At 37.5% G+C, this 21,971-nt stretch carries 20 protein-coding genes and 1 pseudogene; 9 read left to right on the top strand and 12 right to left on the bottom strand.

Annotation, left to right across the window (positions count from 1 at the left end; genetic code table 11):
• Positions 1-253 (top strand): ankyrin repeat domain-containing protein (locus tag ACK2M2_RS08555; protein ID WP_419347517.1); only part of this gene is annotated, 253 nt, incomplete at its 5' end.
• A gap of 4 nt (positions 254-257) precedes the next feature.
• Here the strand turns inward: ACK2M2_RS08555 and ACK2M2_RS08560 are convergent.
• Positions 258-3,587: an SNF2-related protein gene (locus ACK2M2_RS08560; RefSeq protein WP_419347520.1), complete on the bottom strand. Its 3,330-nt coding sequence runs from the start codon at positions 3,585-3,587 to the stop codon at positions 258-260.
• Between the two features lie 216 nt (positions 3,588-3,803).
• Between ACK2M2_RS08560 and ACK2M2_RS08565 the strand changes: the two genes are divergently transcribed.
• Complete coding sequence (locus tag ACK2M2_RS08565) at positions 3,804-4,967, top strand: acyl-CoA dehydrogenase family protein (RefSeq protein ID WP_409511086.1); 1,164 nt, start codon at positions 3,804-3,806, stop codon at positions 4,965-4,967.
• Positions 4,968-5,093: 126 nt separating this feature from the next.
• Here the strand turns inward: ACK2M2_RS08565 and ACK2M2_RS08570 are convergent, their stop codons facing one another.
• Together ACK2M2_RS08570 and ACK2M2_RS08575 are read right to left on the bottom strand one after the other, a co-directional pair.
• Complete coding sequence (locus tag ACK2M2_RS08570; protein ID WP_419347523.1) at positions 5,094-5,816, bottom strand: CatB-related O-acetyltransferase; 723 nt, start codon at positions 5,814-5,816, stop codon at positions 5,094-5,096.
• A gap of 168 nt (positions 5,817-5,984) precedes the next feature.
• A complete protein-coding gene (locus ACK2M2_RS08575) occupies positions 5,985-6,587 on the bottom strand; it encodes a TetR/AcrR family transcriptional regulator (protein WP_419347525.1) in 603 nt (200 codons plus the stop codon).
• A gap of 180 nt (positions 6,588-6,767) precedes the next feature.
• Between ACK2M2_RS08575 and ACK2M2_RS08580 the strand changes: the two genes are divergently transcribed.
• The 6 genes from ACK2M2_RS08580 to ACK2M2_RS08605 all read left to right on the top strand — a co-directional run bounded on the left by ACK2M2_RS08580 (position 6,768) and on the right by ACK2M2_RS08605 (position 15,364).
• On the top strand, positions 6,768-8,558 hold the full coding sequence (locus ACK2M2_RS08580) for an acyclic terpene utilization AtuA family protein (protein ID WP_419347528.1): 1,791 nt from the start codon (positions 6,768-6,770) through the stop codon (positions 8,556-8,558).
• Positions 8,559-8,720: 162 nt separating this feature from the next.
• The gene (locus tag ACK2M2_RS08585; RefSeq protein ID WP_419347531.1) at positions 8,721-9,617 is read left to right on the top strand and encodes an SDR family oxidoreductase; all 897 of its coding nucleotides are present in this window, start codon (positions 8,721-8,723) and stop codon (positions 9,615-9,617) included.
• Between the two features lie 19 nt (positions 9,618-9,636).
• Entirely contained in the window at positions 9,637-11,250 is a 1,614-nt protein-coding gene (locus ACK2M2_RS08590; protein ID WP_419347534.1) for an acyl-CoA carboxylase subunit beta, read from the top strand.
• Between the two features lie 124 nt (positions 11,251-11,374).
• Positions 11,375-12,532, top strand: a complete 1,158-nt coding sequence (locus ACK2M2_RS08595; protein WP_419347535.1) for an acyl-CoA dehydrogenase family protein — start codon at positions 11,375-11,377, stop codon at positions 12,530-12,532.
• A 10-nt stretch (positions 12,533-12,542) separates the two neighbouring features.
• A complete protein-coding gene (locus ACK2M2_RS08600) occupies positions 12,543-13,370 on the top strand; it encodes an enoyl-CoA hydratase/isomerase family protein (RefSeq protein ID WP_419347538.1) in 828 nt (275 codons plus the stop codon).
• 47 nt (positions 13,371-13,417) lie between these two features.
• Positions 13,418-15,364: an acetyl/propionyl/methylcrotonyl-CoA carboxylase subunit alpha gene (locus tag ACK2M2_RS08605; protein ID WP_419347540.1), complete on the top strand. Its 1,947-nt coding sequence runs from the start codon at positions 13,418-13,420 to the stop codon at positions 15,362-15,364.
• A gap of 52 nt (positions 15,365-15,416) precedes the next feature.
• On the opposite strand, the gene ACK2M2_RS08610 is transcribed toward ACK2M2_RS08605, so the two are convergent.
• The 7 genes from ACK2M2_RS08610 to ACK2M2_RS08640 all read right to left on the bottom strand — a co-directional run bounded on the left by ACK2M2_RS08610 (position 15,417) and on the right by ACK2M2_RS08640 (position 19,808).
• On the bottom strand, positions 15,417-15,830 hold the full coding sequence (locus tag ACK2M2_RS08610) for a roadblock/LC7 domain-containing protein (protein WP_409511095.1): 414 nt from the start codon (positions 15,828-15,830) through the stop codon (positions 15,417-15,419).
• Between the two features lie 7 nt (positions 15,831-15,837).
• Positions 15,838-16,377 (bottom strand): GTP-binding protein, encoded by a 540-nt coding sequence (locus tag ACK2M2_RS08615; RefSeq protein ID WP_409511096.1) that lies wholly within the window; start codon positions 16,375-16,377, stop codon positions 15,838-15,840.
• Positions 16,378-16,431: 54 nt separating this feature from the next.
• Positions 16,432-17,418 carry a hypothetical protein gene (locus tag ACK2M2_RS08620; RefSeq protein ID WP_419347544.1) on the bottom strand — a complete coding sequence of 329 codons (987 nt, stop codon included), beginning with the start codon at positions 17,416-17,418 and terminating at the stop codon, positions 16,432-16,434.
• Between the two features lie 77 nt (positions 17,419-17,495).
• The gene (locus ACK2M2_RS08625) at positions 17,496-17,699 is read right to left on the bottom strand and encodes a hypothetical protein (RefSeq protein WP_409511098.1); all 204 of its coding nucleotides are present in this window, start codon (positions 17,697-17,699) and stop codon (positions 17,496-17,498) included.
• Between the two features lie 307 nt (positions 17,700-18,006).
• Positions 18,007-18,672 (bottom strand): hypothetical protein, encoded by a 666-nt coding sequence (locus tag ACK2M2_RS08630; protein ID WP_409511099.1) that lies wholly within the window; start codon positions 18,670-18,672, stop codon positions 18,007-18,009.
• A gap of 27 nt (positions 18,673-18,699) precedes the next feature.
• Entirely contained in the window at positions 18,700-19,134 is a 435-nt protein-coding gene (locus ACK2M2_RS08635; RefSeq protein WP_409511100.1) for a ClpXP protease specificity-enhancing factor, read from the bottom strand.
• A gap of 23 nt (positions 19,135-19,157) precedes the next feature.
• A complete protein-coding gene (locus tag ACK2M2_RS08640; RefSeq protein ID WP_409511101.1) occupies positions 19,158-19,808 on the bottom strand; it encodes a glutathione S-transferase N-terminal domain-containing protein in 651 nt (216 codons plus the stop codon).
• 350 nt (positions 19,809-20,158) lie between these two features.
• Here ACK2M2_RS08640 and ACK2M2_RS08645 point away from each other — a divergent pair.
• Positions 20,159-20,440: pseudogene (locus tag ACK2M2_RS08645) on the top strand (hypothetical protein); the annotation flags it as partial.
• Positions 20,441-20,501: 61 nt separating this feature from the next.
• On the opposite strand, the gene rpsI reads toward ACK2M2_RS08645, so the two are convergent.
• Complete coding sequence (gene rpsI, locus ACK2M2_RS08650) at positions 20,502-20,888, bottom strand: 30S ribosomal protein S9 (protein WP_409511102.1); 387 nt, start codon at positions 20,886-20,888, stop codon at positions 20,502-20,504.
• 12 nt (positions 20,889-20,900) lie between these two features.
• Positions 20,901-21,329: a 50S ribosomal protein L13 gene (gene rplM, locus ACK2M2_RS08655; protein WP_409511103.1), complete on the bottom strand. Its 429-nt coding sequence runs from the start codon at positions 21,327-21,329 to the stop codon at positions 20,901-20,903.
• Positions 21,330-21,971 lie beyond the last annotated feature (642 nt).

The raw sequence follows: 21,971 nt of genomic DNA on the forward strand, positions 1-21,971 counted from the left end.
CCCATGTGAGAGTAAGTCATCGCCAGCTTTTAAATCTAAAACACCCTCTGTCATAAGACAGAGGGTGTTTTTTATTGTCAGGGGAAAGGGCTATAGTACATTGCAGGCAGCCGCTGAAAATGGTTATTTCGAGATTGTTCAATTACTTATTCAGCAAGGCGCAGATGCACATTATAAAAGTGAATATACAGCACTACAGCTCGCTGAAATGGCCGATCAGCAACAGATTGTTGAGTATTTAATGAACTTATAAGGTCTTAATCTAATAAGCTCATGACGTCATTTTCAGACAATTTAACTTCATTTTCATGATCAATACTGAGAATAGATTGGGTTAGATTAGCTTTGTTTTTTTGTAAAGCAAGTATTTTTTCTTCAATACTTTGATTAGTAATTAATTTATAAACAAAGACTGGTTTTTTTTGGCCAATACGCCAAGCACGATCAGAGGCTTGATCTTCAGCAGCAGGATTCCACCAAGGATCATAATGAATAACTGTGTCTGCAGCGGTGAGGTTTAAACCAACACCACCTGCTTTCAAGCTAATTAAGAAAACAGGAATATCTCCAGTTTGAAATTTTGTGATGACTTGATCACGTTTTTTCGTTTGTCCTATCAGTTTAACTGTTGGAATATTGAGTATTTTTAATTGGTTTTCAATAATTTGTAACATTGTTGTAAATTGTGAAAAAATCAAAATTTTACGACCTTCTTCAACCATATCTTGAACCATTTGCAATAAGTGGTCTAATTTTGCTGATTCAATATTTTGATTTTTGACATTATCCAATTGTAAAAGTGCAGGGTGACAGCAGACTTGTCGAAGTTTCAGTAACGCACTGAGAATTTGAATCTGACTACGATGAAAGCCCTTAGTTGCAATTAGCTCACGTATATTTTTTTGCATGGTTGCACGAACAGCCTCATAAAGTTTGGACTGTTGTTCATTCAAATCAATATTGACTTCAATCATGGTTTTTTCAGGAAGCTCTTTGGCAACTTCAGTTTTTAAACGGCGTAACATGAAGGGTTTAATACGAGAAATGAGCTTACTTTTAATACTTAGGTCGGCATTTTTTTCGATTGGTTTGCGATATGTTTTATTAAAAACATCCTGGCTATAGAGAAAGCCAGGCATTAAGAAATGGAATAATGACCAAAGTTCACCTAAGTGGTTTTCCATAGGTGTACCTGTTAAGCAAAGTCGATGTTTTACATTAAGTTGTCGGACAACTTGTGATGCTTTAGCTCGTGGATTTTTAATGTTTTGGGCCTCATCTAAAATGAGCATATGATATTGATGAGATAAGAAAAACTCTTCATCACGGGCTAAAAGTGGGTAAGTGCTGAGAATGATATCGGCATCATAGATTTGGTCAAAGAAGTTTTGACGATCATGACCTTGTAGTACTAAGACTTTTAATTCAGGTGTGAATTTTTCAGCTTCTTTACGCCAATTATACATTAAAGATGTAGGGGCAATAATGAGAGCAGGATACTGCTCTAATCGACCTGCTTGTTTTTCAATGAGTAAATGTGCAAGTGTCTGTGCCGTCTTACCTAAGCCCATATCATCGGCAAGAATGCCACCATGCTCAGTTTCACGTAAAAACTGTAACCACGCCAAACCTTGTTGTTGATAATGACGCAATTCACCTTGAAAACCTTGTGGTGTGGCAATCTGTTGTTGATAGCTTGTTTGTAGTTTATGTGCAAAGGTTTTTAAACGTTCATTACTGTGCCAAGGCATACCTAAATGATGTTCTAAATTTAAGAGTTGTGTAGCTTCATATTGATCAATTGCGTTTGATTTCGGATAACGTAAAATATCTTTTAAATAGCTTAGAATGGGCTTGATATCTTTGATACTGAGTGCAAGTTGTGTTTCATTTTCAGTGATAGGAACAAGAAAAAACTCATCTTCTTTAAGTTGATCAATATATTGATCTTCAAGTAAATGGGGATTGGACTGTATGACATAGCCAAGCAGTTCGATGAGATTGTAGGTTTGACCTTGGCTGTCTTGAATGGTTGCACCGACATTAAACCAATCTTGTTTTTGATCAGATTCAGTTAATAATAATTGTAAATTATGCGTGGCATTTAAGTTAAATAAACTATTTTTATGATGATCAACTTGCCACCCGAGTAGGGCAATTTTATTTTTAGGAATCAGTTGGTTGATCCAAATATTAGGATTTGCACAAACAATTGAATTTTCGGTGACATCATCAAAAGCAGGACGTTTACTCTTAGTGATTTGAGTGAGCCACTTTAATGATGGGATGGCTTCTTTTAGGGTGTCAATCGCATCTTTTTCTAAGGCTAAATCACGCTGTTGACGCACAGTTTGTTCATTGACTTGAGCAATAAAATAATGATCGGGAGAACCCTTTTTAATACGGCCCGCTGGATATTCAAACTCAATTTCAGCCATCGCATAATGATGCATCTGTCCTAAACGATCATATTGTGAAAAATAACCGAACTTTAAAATAGGTGCCGGCTTTCCAGTTTGAGTTGGTATATTGAGTATAGATTGTGCCTGTGGTAAATAAGCAAAAGCAGAGTAAGGCTGAATCGTTTGTTTAAATTCAGCCAATATTTCCACAGGCATTTGTGGCATATCCATCAATTCATTAATCATTTCACTTGAATAAGATGATTCAAGCATACCCACTTGATTATTGAGTGTATCTAAATAGCAAAGTGGATGAGAATGAATAATATAAATTTGCTGACAATGTTCTATTGAAAGGGGGGCATGCTGTGCATCAAAGAATTGTGCTGTGAGTTTTTCAGTCTTATTTTGAGGATGAGCTTGCCAATTGAATTCAAGCTGATAGTTGTGATCAGACCAAGTTAATATCGGATGTGTCGTATTTAGTGCATAGCAAGTACCACTTTGAATCGCAGTTTTGAGCTGTTCTTGGTAAATGCCTGAAATATCCCATGTTGGTGGATAATAATGTGCATTTGGAAAATTTAATTTGGCAAAAAAATACAAATGGCTAAAGATTTTTTTTTCTTCAGAACTTACTTTTAAGCGTTCGTTGAGAACATTATCATAACTAATATAAGGTGTCGTATCTCGAATTTGCCCATCTTTGGTACGTCGTACTTTATAAATACTAATGTGTAGTTGTTGGCTATTATTTTTTGGCTGAAACACATAAATAAGTTGATGTTGCAATTCAGTTTTAACTTGAGCCAATTGTTGTTTAAATTGATCTAACCATACTTTTGCAGTGTGATGGTTTTGTTGTTGTGAATTTTGCTGAGGTTGATTGAGATTACTTTGTTCTAAATTTTGTCGATCATAAAAATAACGGGCTAAAGCCGCTGCATGTTTACAATCATATCCGACAGGACAACTACAATCAGTGTCAATAATCGCTTGTTTCAATGGGCTAAAAATGAGGGTGGTATCATAACGATAGCTTCCTATAATACGTGCTTCAACCACAATATTTTGGCGATCTTGATACATTTCGAGTGATTTAAAATCAATTTTTCCGACATAACTGATACTGCGTTGCAGTGTTGCAGTGTTAAATCGTGCTAAAAACTGATCCAGTGTCATCATGAATTTAAAACATAAATAGTGAAAAATATTACTCTTAGTCTAGCGTAGTTTTATCATCGAGAATGCATTAAAGATGGTAGATTGTTGATTTTTTGATTGACTAAAAATAACAATTAGTTTGTTTTAAAAGATGATTTCTGCAACTTAAAAAGCCTAAAAATCTGTCAGTATAGATTTCTGAATGATTCGTACAAAAACGTAAGGATGCTGAAAATAATGAAACCTAATCCAATTTACTATACAGATCAACATTTTGCATTTGCAGATTCCGTTCGTAAATTTGTCCAAAAAGAATTGATGCCACATATTAATGAATGGGAGGAAGCTGAAACCTTTCCACGCGAGCTTTATCAAAAAACAGCGGATATTGGTTTGCTTGGTTTAGGTTTTGATGAAAATTATGGTGGCATAGCAGGGACAGATGCCTTTCATGTGTTGTTATCATCCATTGAGCTTGCAAAAACAGGATCAGGTGGGTTATGTGCATCACTATTATCACATTCAATTGGTGCCCCCCCGATTAATCATTTTGCCTCGGCTGAAATTAAACAAGCTGTACTGACGAAAATTTTATCGGGAGAAAAAATTTCGGCTTTAGCCATTACTGAGCCGACAGGTGGTTCAGATGTTGCAGCATTACAAACCAAAGCGGTTCGTGATGGTGATGACTATATTGTCACTGGTGAAAAGACATTTATTACCTCGGGTATTCGTGCCGATTATTACACCGTAGCAGTGCGAACTGATCCTGAGGCCAAAGGGCCTAATGGTATTTCAATGTTATTAATTGATGCGCATAGTGCAGGTATTACCAAATCTAAACTCGATAAGATGGGGTGGTGGGCTTCAGATACCGCACATTTACATTTTGATAACGTACGAGTCCCTGCGAAAAATTTACTGGGTGCAGAAAATATGGGCTTCCTAGTCATCATGAATAATTTCAACATGGAGCGTTTTTTCCTTGCGGCAAGTAGTTATGGTTTTGCATTGGTCTGTTATGAGGAAGCTTTGGAGTGGGCACAGCAACGAAAAACGTTTGGCAAGCGCTTGGTTGATCATCAAGTGGTACGACATAAATTGGTAGACATGGCGACACGTTTAACCACGACTTTGGCTTTGCTTGAAGATACAGCGTACCGTTTAGGACGAGCTGATATGCAGGGTAGTGAATTGATTGCACAAATTTGTATGCTGAAAAATGTTGCGACACAAACTATGCAATTTTGTGCCGATGCATCTGTGCAGACACTAGGTGGTATGGGCTTTATGCGAGGGATTAAATCTGAACGGATCTACCGTGATGTTAAAGTGAATATGATTGGTGGTGGAGCGGAAGAAATTATGAAGGATCTAGCGAGCCGTCAATTAGGATTTTGATTGCGATTAAAATCAGTTAAATCTTTATTTTCAGAATTGAAGTGTATTTTAGAAAATACACTTTCATCAGCATTCAATTGAGGTGTTTTGGTAAGTTAAGCATTTTCAAAAATTTAACTTATTTTTCTATTTTAGAATAAGTGGAGTTAAATTTAAGGGAGTTAGAGATTCAATATTGTCATTAAATTGATCGATAAATGTTTCAATATTGGTAATGTCGTATTGTTGAAAATCCGTGAATGCGTAATTCCACCATTGTAATGCTAATAATTTTTGAATATGTGTTTCACTGAAACGATATTTAATTATTTTTGCAGGATTTCCACCAACAATAGCGTAAGGAGGGACATCTTTGGTGACAACAGAATTTGCAGCAATGACAGCGCCTGTGCCTATATTTAAATTTTGTTTTAACACCACACGGGCACCAATCCAAACATCATGTCCGATATTTAAGCCTTCTTGATTTGTTCGAGGTAAAATTCGTGCATGTTGTTCAGTTTGCGTATCTGCTAAAAACTTTTGATAAATAATAAAATTTTTATCGTAAGTTGTTGAAGATGTGGTTAACCATTCATATGGATGTCTGAACCCCATGAGTTTTACGTCTGCTGCAATTGAACAATATCTACCAATTTTAGTTTTTATTGAAAATTTTGACCATGAGTAGGAAAAAGCGCCCATTTCCCATAAGTGATTGCCAACCATAAATGCACTATAAGGTTCTATTTTTGCACCAACTAAATAATTAAGTTCATCGGTATTTTTAAATCGTTCTGCGCCTGATGATTGAAAAAAAATATTATGTGTGATCAAGCTATTTTTTAAATTTTCATAGGTATTTTTCATGTCATTCCTATTGGTAAAGTTATTAATTTATATGTTTTAGTTAAAATAATTTATAAAAATGTTTTGAAATTTCATCATAACATGATGTTTAAAGCTGATCTTTTTTAAATTAACCTTATTACTCTTTTTGAATGAGAGCATAATTTTATTGTAATAATTGATTTAATTTTAGTGGCTTATAGCCATTTCCCATACTATTTCCGTCAATTCATCTATGCTTATTTTACCATTTGGATTATACCAAGTCACCGTCCAAGCAATCGCACCACCCATTAAACGACGCCAAATAAAAGTATCATGCTTAATTTTGCCAAGTTTACGTAACTGATGAATCACTTCAAACCAAATGTCTTCATAAGCATTACGCATTTTGAGTAATTCATTTTGACGCTCTTGCGATAAAGCTTGCCATTCATAAACCAAAACAGCCATTGCTGATCCTGTATCTCCTGTAATGGAAATTAACTCAGCTTTGATTAAATTTTTCAGTTGTTGTTCAGGATCATCTGATTGTTGAATGGCATCTAAAAGACGATCATGGTTATAAATAATGGTTTGTTTCATCACATTGGCAAGAATATCATCCTTGCTTGTAAAGTGATGAAATAAGCTACCTGACTGAATACCAATGAAATTTGCTAATTCTCGAACTGTTGTTTTCGCATAGCCTTGCTTGTGAAACAGATAAGCTGCACCAAGCAATAGACGACCTTTAGGGCTGTAATCGAAACAGGCAATCGGTTGAATATCATTGATAGAAGCAGCAATCATTTTTTAGATATTTCCTACAAAATTTAAATATTTATAAGGTGATGATGTGTAGATTGAACACATTGGTCATTACAGCATAACATTTTGCACTTTACAAACCAAGCGCTTGCTTGGTATAAAATGAAGTATAAATTTTATTCACAATAAGCAAAATAAGTTCATCACGAAATAGGTGTGAAAATGGAAGATCAACGTATTGTCAAAATTGGATGTGCTTCTGGTTTCTGGGGAGATACCAATACGGCAGCTTTCCAATTGGTGCATTTGTCCGATATTAATTATCTCGTTTTCGATTACCTTTCAGAAATCACCATGTCGATTATGGCAAAGGCTATGATGACCAATCCTGAACATGGTTATGCCTTGGATTTTGTCAGTCGTGTCATGGCACCATTGATCAAAAAAATCAGTGATAAAAAAATTAAAGTGATTAGTAATGCAGGCGGTGTAAATCCGTTGGCATGTCGTGATGCTTTGCAAAAAGTCATTGAAGCACAAGGGTTAGATCTTAAAGTAGCTGTGGTTTTAGGCGATGACTTGATGCCAAATCAAGCTGAACTAAAAAACCAAAACATCAAAGAAATGTTTAATGGTGAGGATTTACCAGATCATTTGGCAAGCTGTAATGCTTATCTCGGTGCGATTCCCATTCGTGATGCTTTAGATGCAGGTGCAGATATTGTCATCACAGGTCGTGTTGTAGATTCTGCGGTGGCATTAGCACCATTATTACATGAGTACAAATGGTCGCCCGAAGATTATGACAAGCTTTCGCAAGGTTCATTGGCAGGGCATATCATTGAATGTGGTGCGCAATGTACAGGTGGAAATTTTACCGACTGGCGTTTAGTTGAAGGCTTTGACAATATGGGTTTCCCCATAGTCGAAGTAAAAGAAGATGCATCGTTCATTGTAACAAAACCAAATGGCACAGGTGGTCTAGTTTCAACAGCAACGGTTGCAGAGCAAATTGTCTATGAAATTGGCAACCCTCAAGCCTATTTACTACCCGATGTAAGCTGTGATTTTAGCCAAGTAAAATTGGAACAAGTCGGTGAGCATCGTGTTGCGGTAACGGGTGCAACAGGTCGTGCGCCTACACAACAATATAAAGTCAGTGCAACCTATCCTGATGGTTATCGTGTCTTAGTTAGTTTCTTAATTGCAGGGCGTGAAGCACCTGCCAAAGCACAAGTTATTGCTGATGCAATATTGACGAAGTGTGAACGTGTTTTAGCTTTGCGTTCTGTCCCTGCATTTCAAGAAAAATCGGTTGAAATTCTCGGCATTGAAAGTACTTATGGTGCAAATGCTCGTCATACAGACAGTCGTGAAGTTGTAGTGAAAATCGCAGTTAAACATATGTTTAAAGAAGCATGTATGTTCTTTGCTTCGGAAATTGCACAAGCCTCTACAGGGATGGCACCTGCCTTGGCGGGTATAGTTGGTGGTCGTCCAAAAGCATCACCAGTGATTAAACTTTTTTCATTCCTTGCTGATAAATCAAAACTAAATATTGAAATAGACATCAATGGTCAACGTCAAAAAGTCGTAATTCCTCAAGGTTCAGCAGAGCAGTCATTTACACAACTACCAATCGGTGAAGTTGCTCAATTTACAGGTGATGAAGTTGAGATTGCATTGGTTGATATTGCCCATGCACGTAGTGGTGATAAAGGTAATCACAGCAATATTGGTGTGATTGCACGTCAGCCTAAGTTTTTACCATGGATTCGTGCCAATTTAACCGATGAGAATGTCACGAAATATATGCAACACGTGCTTAATCCTGAAACAAGCAAAATTATTCGCTATGAAATTGAAGGGCTTAATGCCTTAAATATTCTATTGGAAAATGCTTTAGGTGGTGGGGGAATTGCCAGTTTACGCATCGACCCACAAGGTAAAGCCTTTGCACAACAGTTGTTGGATATGCCTGTGAAAGTGCCGAAGGGATTGATTGGGAATTAGTAGAGAATATGAAAGTCCCCTCTTTTTAAAGGGGGACTTAGGGGGATTTTTTTTATTTAAAAACACCTCACCCTTGCGAACTCAGAATATCTTCTGAGGATTCTCATCTCCTATGAGGAGAGGGAGCTATGGAAATCAAAGAAAACAAATTGGAAATAAAAAATGCAATATAACTCAATCTTTAGATCAGATGCTTTTCAAGATAAAGTCATTATTGTCACAGGTGGTGGCTCAGGCATTGGTCGTTGTACAGCGCATGAATTGGCATCTTTGGGCGCACAAGTGGTCATTACAGGACGTAAAATTGAAAAACTACAAAATGTAAGTGCTGAAATTTTAGAAGATGGTGGCAAAGTCCATTTCATTGTGTGTGATAACCGCGAAGAGCAACAAGTCAAAGATATGATTGCAGAGGTTATCGAAAAATATAGCAAGTTGGATGGTTTAGTGAATAACGCAGGAGGGCAATTTCCCTCAGGCTTAGACAGTATTTCTGCCAATGGTTTTGATGCCGTGGTACGCAACAATTTACATTCTAGCTTTTATCTAATGAAAGAAGCCTATAACCAATGGATGTCGAAACATGGTGGCAATATTGTCAATATGGCGGCAGATATGTGGGGCGGTATGCCAGGAATGGGACATTCAGGTGCTGCACGTTCAGGCGTAGACAATTTGACCAAAACCGCTTCAGTGGAGTGGGGACATGCAGGCGTACGAGTGAATTGTGTCGCACCTGGGTGGATTATTTCATCAGGAATGGACAATTATTCAGGTGACTTTGCCAAATTTATTATCCCAAGTTTAGCAGGCAACGTACCTCTCAAACGGATGGGGACAGAGTCAGAAGTATCTTCTGCCATTTGTTATTTACTATCAGATGCCGCAGATTTTATTTCTGGAATGACCATTCGGATTGATGGTGCAGCATCACAAGGTACTCGTATGTATCCGCTTGCCGATGCTAAAAATAGCCATTCGTTTAATGGTTTTCATCGTGCATTTATTCCCGATGTTTTAAAAGATGGGCTTGGCAAAGAAGCACAAGATTCCAAATAAGGACAAGGACTAAAAGAAGATGACCATTCTACAATCTGAAATTGCGGTGGGCAGTGAACAATATGAGCAAAATAAAGCCCATATGCTCAGCCAACTCGATGAAGTGAAAGCCGTACAGAATAAGAGTTTTGAGAAGTCTTATGCGGTTAAATCCAAGTTTGATAAAAAAGGTAAAATTTTACCGCATGAACGTGTCCGTTTAGTTCTTGATGCCAATTCTCCTTTTGTTGAATTATGCGGATTGGTCGGTTACCAAATGCATGATGATAAAGATGGCTCAGAAGCGGGTGGTGGCATTATTGCAGGAATTGGTTTTGTCAGCGGTGTGCGTTGTTTGGTTTCAGCAAGTAATAGTGCCATTAAAGGCGGAACAATATCGCCAATGGGGGTACATAAAACCTTACGTCTGCAAAAAATTGCTTTAGAACAAAAACTTCCGATGCTGACGTTGTCTGAAAGTGGAGGCGCAAACCTCAATTATGCAGCAGAAGTCTTTACTCAAGGCGGCATGACTTTTGCCAATCAAGCACGTATGTCTGCGGCAGGTATTCCACAATTGTCGGTTGTACATGGTAACGCAACGGCAGGCGGTGCATATCAACCAGGTTTATCTGATTATGTGATTACCATTCGTAAGCAAACGGAAATGCTTCTTGCAGGGCCACCGTTATTGATGGCAGCAACAGGTGAAGTGGCAACGGCAGAGGAGTTGGGCGGTGCGGAAATGCATGCGCAAGTAGCAGGAACAGCAGAATATTTGGCGGAAAATGATGCCGATGGTATTCGAATTGCTCGTGAAGTTTTTGAGCATTTAAATTGGAAAGAGCAGGTCAATACAACAAAAAAGCAATATCAAGAACCTCGTTATGCGACAGAGGAGTTGCTTGGCATTATTCCCAATAATCCGAAACAACCTTTTGATATGAAAGATGTGATTGCCCGTTTGGTCGATGATTCAGATTTTCTAGAATTTAAACAAGAATATGATGATTTAACCGTGTGTGGCTGGGCAAAAATGGGTGGCTTGCATGTGGGGATTATTACCAATAATGGACCAATTACACCGCATGGTGCTGCCAAAACTGCACAATTTATTCATTTGTGCGAACAGACCCAACGTCCACTCTTATTTTTACATAACACCACAGGTTTTATGGTCGGAACGGATGCGGAACAAAACGGAATCATCAAACATGGATCTAAGCTGATTCAAGCGGTTGCCAATACAACAGTGCCTAAAATTTCGGTTGTAGTTGCAGGGTCGTATGGTGCGGGCAACTATGCAATGTGTGGGCGTAGCTTGTCGCCTGATTTTATATTTGCATGGCCAAATTCTCATGTGGCGGTGATGGGTTCAGCGCAAGCAGGCAAGGTACTTCGTATTGTGGCGGAAGGGAAACAACGTGCTTCAGGTATGGAGCCAAATGAACAAATGCTCGATTTTTTGGAACAAAGTACAGCGATGAAGTTAGAACAACAATCGACAGCTTTGTTTAATACAGCAATGTTACATGATGATGGCATTATTGATCCGAGAGATACCCGTAAAGTGTTGATATTTTTACTTGAAACCATTGATGAAGCATCAAAACGTCAACTGAATCCAACACGTTTTGGCGTATCGCGATTTTAATTTTAAGAGCATTCACCTTGCGAAGCTTTGCTTCTCATCTCCTAAAAGAGAGGGAGTAGACGGTCTAAGAAGCTCAAACTACTAACAAAATTTTGGAAATAATTAGTATATACAGGATAAAACAATGAAATTTACACCAGAACATGAAGCGTTACGCCGTACAACACGTCAGTTTGTTGAAACTGAATTGAATCCATTTATCCCAACATGGGAAGCTGAAGGCAAATTCCCGATCCATGAAGTTTTTAAGAAAATGGCGGATTTGGGCTTATTGGGTATTTGTAAGCCTGAAGAAAATGGTGGCTCAGGACTCGATTATTCTTACAACTTGGTGGTTGCCGAAGAATTAGGTCGTGCTGCCTGTGGCGGTGTACCTTTAGCTATTGGTGTACAGACGGACATGGCAACACCCGCATTGGCACGTTTTGGTAGCAAGGAATTGCGTGATGAGTTTTTAACGCCTGCTGTTGCAGGGGAATACGTGGCTGCAATAGCAGTATCAGAAGTACATGCAGGTTCAGACGTTGCAGCCATTAAAACCACAGCGAAAAAAGACGGTGATGATTATGTGATTAATGGCAGTAAGATGTGGATTACCAACTCACTCCAAGCCGATTTCTTTTGCTTACTTGCCAATACTTCCGATGACAAACCACATGTTAATAAGTCGATGATTATTGTTCCTGCAAAGACTCAAGGCATAAGTTTTTCTGAGCCACTGAATAAATTAGGCATGCGTTCAACCACTACTGCCGAAGTATATTTAGACAATGTCCGTGTGCCACAACGTAATTTGGTTGGTGCAGAAGGCATGGGCTTTATGATGCAAATGATGCAATTCCAAGAAGAACGCATGTGGGCGGCTGCCAATGCAATTGGCGGTTTAGAAAGCGTTATTCAACAGACCATTCAATACACAAAAGAGCGTCATACATTTGGGCAACCACTGATTAATAATCAATATGTACATTTTCGTTTTGCCGAGTTAATGACTGAAGTTGAAGCTTTACGTGCACTGACCTATCGTGCCTGTGATATTCATATTGATGGTGGTAATGCCACCGAAATTGCTTCGATGGCTAAGCTCAAAGCAGGGCGTTTAACCCGTGAAGTTGCTGACAGTTGTCTACAATTTTGGGGTGGTAATGGCTTCATGTGGGACAACCCAGCATCGCAACTTTATCGTGATGGTCGTTTGGGTTCAATAGGCGGTGGAGCAGATGAAATCATGCTCGGCATTATTTGTAAATTGATGGATATTTTACCATCTAAGCGTAAATAAGGAGATGACGATGACTCTTCCACAGACATTATCAGCGCTACAGCTAGATGACAGTATTGAATTGGATTTTGCCGAAGGAATTTTATCGCTTTATTTAAATCGACCAGAAAGTCGTAATGCTATGAGCCTGAATATGGTCAAAGCCATTCAGCAGGTATTTAGCAGTATTGAACATGATGTGAGTATTCGTGCGGTAGTTTTACGGGGTAAAGATGGGCACTTTTGCTCAGGTGGCGACATTAAAGATATGGCACAGTTGCGTGTAGATGCCACAAATGCAGGTTCAAATCAGCCTTATGTTGAGTTTAACCGTCAGTTTGGTCGTATGCTTGAACAGGTTGATCAAGCACCACAAACGGTTGTAGTCGTTTTAGAAGGTGCTGTTTTGGGTGGTGGTTTTGGATTGGCATGTGTTTCTGATGTGGCAATTAGTCGTTCAGATGTCACCTTTGGTTTACCTGAAACAGGGCTAGGGATTATTCCTGCGCAAATTGCACCATTTGTAGTTAAACGTATTGGTTTGACTCATACACGTCGTTTGGCTTTGCTAGGTAAACGTTTTAAAGGCTCAGAAGCATTGCATATGGGACTTGTGCATGAAGTGGTTGAAAATGAAGTTGCACTTGAATTAGCACTGCATGATGTTCTGATTCAAATTCGCCGTACAGCACCACATGCATCACGGGCGACCAAAGCTTTATTACATAAAACATTGAATGAGCCATTAAAAACTTTACTTGATGATGCTGCTCAACTTTTTGCAGACGCGGTGAGTAGTGAGGAAGGTATGGAAGGCACGATGGCATTTGTACAAAAGCGTGAACCAAATTGGATGTAAGCGCAGACAAAAATGAAAAATAACGAGCCAAATAAGGAATCATAACCATGGCTTTTTCAAAAGTATTGGTGGCAAACCGTGGTGAAATTGCTGTTCGAGTCATTCAAACAGCAAAAGCGATGGGGTATTGCACTGTAGCGGTGTATTCAGATGCCGATGCAAATGCACGTCATATTCAAGTAGCAGATGAAGCGGTTTATATTGGTGCATCAAAAGTATCAGAATCTTATTTACGGATTGATCAAATTATTGAAGCCTGTCAAAAAACGGGTGCAGATGCAGTTCATCCTGGCTATGGCTTTTTATCGGAAAATACCGATTTTGCTGCAGCTTGTGAAGCGAATCAAATCACCTTTATTGGACCAGGGTCAGCAGCCATTGAACTGATGGGCAGTAAACGCTTATCTAAAATTGCTATGATTCAAGCAGGTGTACCTTGTGTTCCAGGCTATGAAGGTGATCAACAAAATTTAGAATTTTTAGCAGAACAAGCAGAAAAAATTGGTTATCCCCTGATGGTGAAAGCATCAGCAGGTGGTGGTGGGCGCGGAATGCGCCTTGTACAGCAATCTTCTGAGCTGATGGAGTCATTAAAAACGGCGAGATCTGAAGCTGAAAATGCGTTTGGTTCGGGGGAATTAATTTTAGAAAAAGCCGTGATTGCACCACGCCATGTCGAAATTCAGGTTTTTGGCGATCAGCATGGCAATTATGTTTATTTGTTTGAACGAGATTGTTCGATTCAACGTCGCCATCAAAAAGTGATGGAAGAAGCGCCGTGTCCAGTGATGACAACTGAACTACGTCAACGTATGGGAGAGGCTGCGGTACAAGCAGCAAAATCGTGTGATTATGTTGGGGCAGGAACGGTTGAATTTTTACTTGATGCATCAGGTGAGTTTTATTTCTTAGAAATGAATACACGTTTGCAAGTTGAGCATCCTGTGACAGAAATGGTGACAGGGCTTGATTTAGTTGAATGGCAATTGCGTGTGGCAAATCATGAGGTTTTGCCGTTAAAGCAAGATGAATTACAACTGAATGGTCACGCCATTGAAGTACGTTTATATGCCGAAGATCCTCGTCAAGATTTCTTGCCTCAAACGGGTCAAGTACTACATTGGCAAGGTGCAGATTTACCCAATGTCCGCATTGATCATGGTTTATTGCAACAAGGGGAAATTAGCTCCTTTTACGATCCGATGGTAGCAAAAGTGATTGCTTATGCACAGACTCGTGAAGACGCGATTCGCCTTTTAGCGCGTGCAGTGGATGATTGTGTTTTACTTGGTGTAAACAGTAATAAACAATTCCTCGCCAATCTATTGCGTCACCCTGTGGTGGTTGCAGGTGATACCAATACCGCTTTTATTCAGCAACATTTTCAGGCAGATGAGAGTTTACAAGTTCAGACTTTAAGCTTAGAACATCTTGCGGTTGCTGCGGCATTGTTTACCCAGACTCAACAGCAAGCAAGTTGGAGTACAGGGCTGAGTCCAAAATTGCCATTGAAGTTGCAAATTGAAGAGCAAAAATTGGAATTATCACTTGAGTTTAATAGTAATGGCTTAAGTATTGAAACTTGTGGGCAGATTCAAAGTATTGAAATGATTTCACAAACAGCACAACAAGTGGTGTATGTGGTAAATGGTGTACGCCGTAAATTAAATTATACATTGCAAGATCAACAACTCTATTTAGATGTCAATAATGGCAATGTCTCGATTCAAAATATGACCTATGCACCGCCAGAAACAACCAATCTTGTGGGAGATGGCAAAATCAAAGCACCGATGGATGGTGCAGTGATTCAAATTTTGGTCAATGTTGGTGATCAGGTTGAAAAAGGGCAGACGTTATTGATCTTGGAGGCGATGAAAATTCAGCAACAAATTAAGTCTGATATTGATGGTGTAGTGAATGAGATTATTGCTCAAACGGCTCAACAAGTGAAAAAACGGCAGGTACTTTTTAATATTCAAGCAAGTGAATAATTTTGTATATAAAGCCCTTGATCTCAGATAAGGGGCTTTTTTCGGTTATGGATTAATAATCCAATTGCATAATCGCATTGCCCGCGTCTTTTAAACCATTGAGTAATTGTGCTAAAAGTACATCTTTAGACACTAACGTGACAATCATCATTGGATGTTTTTCTGTAGGAATAGAGGTTAGGATGGCACGCCCATTTTGAGCATCTAGCGAAATACTTTGACAGCCTGAAAGATTAATCTCGCCAAGAAATGCACCCACCATGGCTAAAATAGAGCTACTCACCGCAGCGAGTTTTGTTGAGTTATAAGCTTTAACCCTTGATAAACTTGCAAGCTCAAAACCATCCGTTGAGCTGATCATGATAAATTCAACACCTTTGACATTCATCAAAACTTGGTGAATCTGTGATTTAGCAAATTCGACCAATACTGTTGGGGCTGTTCTTCCTTCAAGGGTATTTGACATATTATTATTATCCTTGTATATATTTAATTTCCAAAATGGTTACAAGTGTTTCAAGCAACATTAACACATCATTCTTTTTACGTGCATCAATAAAAAAGAGTGGGTAATTCATATTATTTTCAATTAACCATTCACGGTATTGGTGAGTTGATTTTGATGTTTCTTCATCAATATGAGTAATACCAATCGCAATATTTTCACCATATTGTTTAAACGTTTCGAGATAATGTTTTAGATCATCGAGCGGATTTTCAATGGTATGGTCAATGAGAATGACTGTGCCAATAGCGCCTTTACAAATAACACCCCACATAAAATCAAAACGATTTTGTCCCGGTGTTCCATATAAACCAATTTTTGTCCCATCTTCTAAAGTGACTTCACCATAATCTATGCCTACAGTCGTTTGCATTTTTTTATGACTGTGATCATCAGTGTTCAGCACTTCAGTTGCAAGTACAGGAATTTCAGATAAAGACTTAATTGCCTCACTTTTCCCCGACCCCATTGAACCTGCAAATACAATTTTATATTGTTGAATAATCATAATATTTCTCTTTAAGACATGAAATTATCCTGAAAAATCAGGTCATAAATTTAGTTAAAAACCAAAACGTTTTTTGAGTCTACCAAAAAAGCTTTTAACTACACTTTGTTCCTGTTGTGGAATATCATCTAAATTTTGTTTTTTAAATAAAGATTGCTGTGCAGATACGGTAAATGCATTGTCAAAAACAATATTCGTAGCTATGAATTTCTGTACAGTGTTAACAGGAATATCGAAATGAGAGGCGACTTCTGAAATTTGAGCACCTAAAATAAAACTTGCAGAGAGTTTAATGACGATATTCTTTGATTGGTCATCAAGTAATTGTGGCCAATAATTCAATTTATAGTAATCATTTTCATGTGGCATTTCAGATGTGATTTTTGAGTTCCAACCCAAGGTGAACATCCAGTTTTCTAGATTATAAGCATTTTTTCTTGAAACTTTAACAAAGTCAGTCAGTACAGCATCGGCACAATGTGCTGTACCTGATGTTCGAATTTCACTTCTTGATGGATCGAGCCATACCTGATGATTACGACGATCGGTAATTGCAAGTGTACCTTGCTGATCTGTCAGATGAAACTTTCTAGTATCATACTGATACAAATCCTGAATGATGGAGAGTTTAATTTCATCGATCTCAATCGGATGTTCAATTTGGCTTAATGTAATATCTAAAGTATTGTCTTCTAAAAATGTTCTATCCAGTTTTTGTAATACATGGATTGTCATCCAATTTTGAAAAAATTCATCTGCTTGAATTGGTAAATAGAGTGTATCTCGATTGGGCTGATCTAGAGGAGGATTATTGCGTGAAATTTTGAGGTAAGGTGTATTTTGCTTAACAATGATACGTTGAACATGATCTGAATCATAGAAATGCTCATGAACAAATAAGCAGTCAATATTTTGATCCGCAATATTGCTCCAGTTAATACCAACATCAGTTGGTAGTATTTGTCGCAAACAGATTTTTAGTTGATCTGTCGATGATGAGCTAAGACCTGAAATCGCGATATTGATACGAATATTGTTCATAAGACGACTCTAATAAAATTTTAAATGCATCACGTAATATGTTGTTTTAAATTATATGAATATACCGCTAATTAGTCTTACAATCGCCTAAAAACAATCTTCTTTAAAAGTATACTATCCCATTTTTGTTTACCAATAACTTTTAAAATAAAGAAAATATTAATAATGTAGATTTTTAAATTTGATATTACTGCATAAAATGATTTTTGATTTTGAATTGAAGCCATGATAGAAGATACTTTATCAGGTTTATCAATAACTTTAAACCTAGGTTTTTTCATAATGGGCTCGCTTTACTGTAAGTGAATATTTTAAAAAATTATTATGATTGTCATGTATTAGGAAATTATAGTTTATTTTTTTAAAAATCTACAGAGCTGATCAGTATCACTAATTAATTTTTTTATAATCAAGAATTATTACTCGGTACTATTAATATAATTTAATAAAAATGCAGATTTATTTGTTTAATATGTAAAATATGTGATATTTATCACTTAAATTGGTGGCATATATTTATTTATCATTTTTGAGTGGATGAACGTGAAAAAAAGCGACCATATAGGTCACTTTTTGATTTATTTTGAATTAAGCGAAAATATGCTGCGCTGCGCTGTATAGTACCCATAAAACCACCAAAGCAACTAAAGGTTCAGCAATACGTCCCCAAGTTGGTGTAGTAGGCTGTGAAGTTGTTTCAGTGACAGCATGATCCGCTGTTGCATGTAAGTCTGTTGTTTGATGAACCATTTGATTGAACTCTTTCATTGTATCTTCTAATGATAGCTCTTCTTCTACTAGAGGTTGAGAGCCAATAAGCTCTTTTAGATTGTTTGTTGACCAAACCCAATCAGGGGCATGACCAGATAGATGTTCAATCTGTCCAAGGAGCAATTCTCCTAAACCATTTTGACCGAAATTTCCTGTGGTATCGAGTTGTTTTAACTCTGCAAACTGTAGAATTAAAATCTCAGTATAGCTAGATTCCATATCATTTTTAGCAAGTGCTGATTTATTATCAGGAGATGTTGTTAAATGACGGGCAATTTCTTGAATATATAGACGATCTTGCGATTGAATTTCTTGATAAACAGCATTTTGATCAGTTTTCCATAAACTAATAAGTTTACCTAAACATAGAATATTTATTTCTTCAATATATGCATTACGTTCGGCAACAGGATACTCGCTCAGAAGAGCTGGCTTTTGAATCTTAATCTGCTCTGCAAAATAATGTACTAAATCAAAAGCCATAAGCTACTCCATCAGGTTGTATTTAAATTAGTCTAGTAATCTCAGCGTCGATTTTTTCTTTGTGACACTTTGTTCTTCTGTTTCAGCTACTTTAGATTCTAAAGCATCTTCATCGGTTTGAACATTGGCATATTCGTCAGGATCAAAGAACATTCCTTGTCCATTTTCACGTGCATAAAGACCCAAAACAGCAGAAATAGGTACATAAATATCTTTTGATGCACCACTAAAACGAGCAGAAAAGCGAATGGCATCATTGCTCATATGAAATTGATGTACGGCATGTGGCGCAATATTAAGCACAATTTGACCATCTTGCACAAATTGAGTTGGAACATCTGTATGTGGTTGGGTGGCATCGACCAATAAATATGGGGTAAGGTTGTTATCACAAATCCATTCATAAATTGCACGAGCTAGATAAGGACGTGTAGGGGTTAAATTCAATTCTTGCTCAGACATAGTTAAATACTCAAAATTTATTTTTAATGGGTAATCAATGCACTATAACGATTTTTTTCTTGTAACGTCATGGACTTTAAAAAGGCAGGACGTTTAAAAATACGTTGATAATACAGGAGGATAGGGCGGCATTGTTGTGGGGGGAGCTCAATACCCATTTGGTTTAAGCGAATAAAAATGGGTGCAAGCATACAATCTAAAATACTGAAATGTTCAGACATAAAATAAGGATAATGCTGAAACAAGGGAGTTAGAGAAATCAGAATATTTTTCAATTGTTGTTGAGCTTTTTTGGCTTCAGCAGGCTTGAGCGTATCTGAATGACACAAGATGATATCTGCTAATTTGAGCCAATCTTGTTCAAGTCGCCAAATATATTGGCGTTGTTCCGCGCGTGGTGCAGGTGCATCGGCATAGAGTTTATTTTGACGATAACGATCATCAATATATTCAGAAATAATCGTAGTATTGAAAAGTTTTAGATCATTTTCAATGAGCATCGGAAGTTGGTTATAAGGATTTAAACTCGCTAAATCTTCGTCATCTTCACTTACAATGATCAAGTGATATTTTATTTGTTTTTCAGCAAGTAGAAATCGAATCCAGTGTGAACGAAAATCATCCTCGTGGCTATACAACGTAATCCCTTGTGGAGGTGCAGTTTCGACTGACATTATGTCCAAAGCTATGCAAAGTGAATAATCTAGAATACTAAAATTAGACATAAAAATCATCTTAACTTTTCTAAGATAACGATAGATAGTGAACTTGAAAAGTTAAAAAGAGGGATTACAGCGTGATTATATTAAGAAATAGACTAAGGATTTTTACAAAAACATGGATTATCATTTTTTTGATGATGGGATTATCAAATACTTATGCCAAGAAGCAATCTTCTATGCAAGATGAGGAGGTAATGATACTTGCAGAAGAGTCTGCATGTCAGGCAGACCCAACTTGTGAAACGACCAGAGATGCGATTGCCACTGTTAATATTGGGTCAGCATGTTCTGAAAATGATTCTTGTGATATAGCTTCAAGTGCCTCTGAGGATGCGTATTATGGGGGTATTGAGCGTGAATATGTCGTAAAAGGCTGTAAAGTTACAATTTATAATGATGGGCCAGTTAAAATGGTAAACGAAAAAACAGATAAACCTTGTAATGCTCCTATTCCCAAAGATCATAAATTCTCCAAAAATATTAATACTTATGAAGACAATGGTTGCATAATCACAGAGTCCGTTGCAGCAGACGGTATAATCGATGCAATAAAAGACTGTTCAAATAAAAATAATAAAAAATAAAGTATATGCATAAAAAAACCTCGGCAAATGCCGAGGTTTTCTGTCCGATTCGGTAAACGAATTAACGTTTAGAGAACTGAGGACGTTTACGAGCTTTACGTAAACCAAGTTTCTTACGTTCAACTTCACGAGCATCACGAGTAACGAAACCAGCTTGACGAAGAGCAGGTTTTAACGTTTCGTCAGAAGCGATCAATGCACGAGTAATACCGTGACGAATTGCGCCTGCTTGACCACCAATACCACCACCAGCAACAGTGATGTAAAGGTCATATTTACCAACAGCATCAAGAAGCTCAAGAGGTTGGTTAACAACCATACGAGCAGTCTCACGACCGAAGTATTGTTCTAAAGAACGGTTGTTGATTACGAGTTTACCAGTACCAGCTGATAGGAAAACACGTGCAGTTGCGGTCTTACGACGACCTGTACCATAATTAGTAGCCATGTGCTGTATCCCTTAGATGTCCAAAACTTGTGGCTGTTGAGCAGTATGTGGATGCTCAGTACCTGCATAAACCTTCATTTTCTTGATCATTGCATAACCAAGAGGACCTTTTGGTAACATACCTTTAACAGCTTTTTCTAAAACTGCTTCTGGTTTGTGAGCGATTAACTTTTCAAAGTTAGTCTCACGGATACCACCAGGGAAACCAGTGTGGCGATAGTATTTCTTATCTTGAGATTTCTTACCAGTTACAGTAATTTCTTCAGCATTGATTACAACGATATAATCGCCTGTGTCAACGTGGGGAGTATAAGAAGTTTTGTGCTTACCGCGTAAACGACGAGCGATTTCAGTCGCAAGGCGACCTAAAGTTTTGCCAGAAGCATCAACAACGTACCAATCGTGTTGAACTTCAGCTGGCTTAGCGCTGAGAGTTTTCATTAAACCACTACCTATTATAGTTGGTTTGGACTATGGAATCTGTCCAAACAAAAGGAGAGCAAATTCTACATGAAATTACATAGATTCACAATTGAAATTTAGGATTTCAAGCGCTGAATTATAAAGGATTGCTCGTTATTTAACTAGATCTTTTTTATGTAATATAATATTTGTGCATTATAAGTCTTTTTATTATAAATAAGAAAAGGTTAGGCTTAATTGAAATGAGTTTTGATGATGATAATAAATATTCAGAATGTTCGTTTCATCGTATTACTCCATCTTCTAGCAACAGTATATTTCCCATTATATTATTTAATTATTCATCCAAATTCAGGTGTTTGGACGATATTCATTTTATTAGCAACAATGATTGCGATTTCGTGGGGTATTTTACTGGTTCCAATTCTACTTGTTGTTATGTTCGGGTTAATCATTAAGTTTCCTTTCGTATATGTTACTTATCTCGTTTGCTTTGTTATTCCTCTCTTTTTTTTATTACAGTCTAAACCTAAAAAAAGACAGTATTTTTTGAAAATTAGTTTTATTTTTTTTTTGTACTGGGCATTTTGATCTATGTTGCCACTTTTATTGCTTATTTAAATGGCATGACTTTGAATAACTTTAAATAAGAATATCAGA

The sequence above is a fragment of the Acinetobacter sp. TY1 genome (assembly GCF_048551395.1).
Classification (GTDB): domain Bacteria; phylum Pseudomonadota; class Gammaproteobacteria; order Pseudomonadales; family Moraxellaceae; genus Acinetobacter.